Source organism: Allobosea sp. CER48, assembly GCF_044752385.1.
Classification (GTDB): domain Bacteria; phylum Pseudomonadota; class Alphaproteobacteria; order Rhizobiales; family Beijerinckiaceae; genus Allobosea.
Window position 1 is genome coordinate 1 of sequence record NZ_JBIWYK010000569.1, and the last position, 1,749, is coordinate 1,749.

Below are 1,749 nucleotides of genomic sequence, written 5' to 3' on the forward strand. Positions count from 1 at the left end.
CGCCGCTCACGCGTGTTGCCCGGGATGCCGGCCTGTTCCAGTTTCCGGTTTCAGAAACGATCCGATCCCATGAAATTCCTCGACCAGGCCAAGATCTATGTGAAGGCGGGTGACGGCGGCGCAGGTTGCGTCTCGTTCCGCCGCGAAAAGTTCATCGAGTTCGGCGGGCCGAATGGCGGCGATGGCGGGCGTGGCGGCGACATCGTCGTCGAATGCGTACAGGGGCTGAACACGCTGATCGACTTCCGCTTTCAGCAGCACTTCAAGGCGCGCACCGGCGAGCACGGCATGGGCAAGGACCGCCATGGCGCGAATTCGCCGGCGATCGTCCTGAAAGTGCCGCCGGGCACCGAGATCCTTGACGAGGACGGCGAGACGAAGATCGCTGATCTGACCGAGCCCGGCCAGCGCTTCGTGCTGTGCAAGGGCGGCAATGGCGGCTTCGGCAATGCCTATTTCAAGACTGCGACCAATCAGGCGCCGCGCCATGCCAACCCCGGCCTTCCGGGTGAGGAGCGCTGGGTCTGGCTGCGGCTGAAGCTGATCGCCGATGCCGGGCTGGTCGGCCTGCCCAATGCCGGCAAGTCGACCTTCCTGGCGACCGTCACGGCGGCGAAGCCCAAGATCGCGGACTATCCCTTCACGACGCTTCACCCCGGACTGGGCGTCGTGCGCGTCGACGGGCGCGAGATGGTGCTGGCCGACATCCCCGGGCTGATCGAGGGCGCGCATGAAGGTCATGGCCTCGGCGATCGCTTCCTCGGCCATATCGAGCGCTGCCGCGTCCTGCTGCATCTGGTCGAAGGCACCAGCGAACATGCCGGCAAGGCCTACAAGACGGTGCGCGAGGAACTGGAAGCCTATGGCGAAGGGCTGGCCGACAAGCCGGAGATCGTCGCGCTCTCCAAGACCGACGCGCTGACGCCGGAAGTGCTCAAGGAGCAGGTTGCGCGGCTGAAGCGGGCGGCGAAGCGCATGCCGATCATCCTTTCCTCTGCCTCGGGCGAGGGCGTCGATGCGGCGCTGCGCGCGCTGTTCGCAGTCGTCGAGGAAGCGCGGCGCGAGGAGGAACGCGAGAATGCTCCGGCGACGGAGACCGGCTGGCGTCCCTGAATCCTGCCCCGCCCGGTTCGGTTTCTAGCGGAATTCCCGCCAGGCGCGAACGCGATGGATGCTCTCGCGATCGCGCTCGGCTTCGCCGAAGGGGCGACGGGCCAATCCCAGCCGTCGTCGGGCTTCGGCAATTGAACGCCGCGCATGAGATCGAGGCTGTCGGTGACGCCGCAGGAACGGTCGCGCTCGATCATCTCGACATCGCTCAGCAGGATCACGCGGCCCCTGAAGCGGCGGAGATCGTCGAGATGCCAGGGCCACGTAGCGCGCCGGCAGATTGGATGGCAGCCCTGCGCCATCGGCCGGGTGATCGGCAAGCCAGTCCTCGATCGGCCGGGCAAGTCGCGAGAGCAGGTTGGCGGATACCACGAGGTCGACCGTGGGATCGGCAACGAGATCCGCCAGCGGATCGGCGCGGCCTTGGTCTTTGCCGGCTAGCCACCCTGCCGCGCCAGTCAGGTCGCGCGTGAGCATTACAACATTCTGGCGAAGGCGCATGCGAAGCCTGACCTGCGGCAGGTGCACGGCATCGACCAGCAGCACACGGTCGAAATTGGCGGCGAGGAGCCCGAGCGGGATGTCGCGCAGCAGGCCGGAGCCGAGAATGACGGCAATGCGTCGCCGCGGCAGCTCGGC

At 67.0% G+C, this 1,749-nt stretch carries 1 protein-coding gene and 1 pseudogene; one reads left to right on the plus strand and one right to left on the minus strand.

Annotated elements, in window-relative coordinates; genetic code table 11:
* Positions 1 to 69 precede the first annotated feature (69 nt).
* The gene (gene obgE, locus ACIPIA_RS15595) at positions 70 to 1,113 is read left to right on the plus strand and encodes a GTPase ObgE (protein WP_400510874.1); all 1,044 of its coding nucleotides are present in this window, start codon (positions 70 to 72) and stop codon (positions 1,111 to 1,113) included.
* Positions 1,114 to 1,137: 24 nt separating this feature from the next.
* Here obgE and ACIPIA_RS15600 read toward each other — a convergent pair.
* Positions 1,138 to 1,749: pseudogene (locus tag ACIPIA_RS15600) on the minus strand (hypothetical protein); the annotation flags it as partial.

Coding starts and splice junctions, on each gene's coding strand:
- obgE (WP_400510874.1), top strand. CDS start 70: ATGAAATTCCTCGACCAGGCCAAGATCTATGTGAAGGCGGGTGACGGC.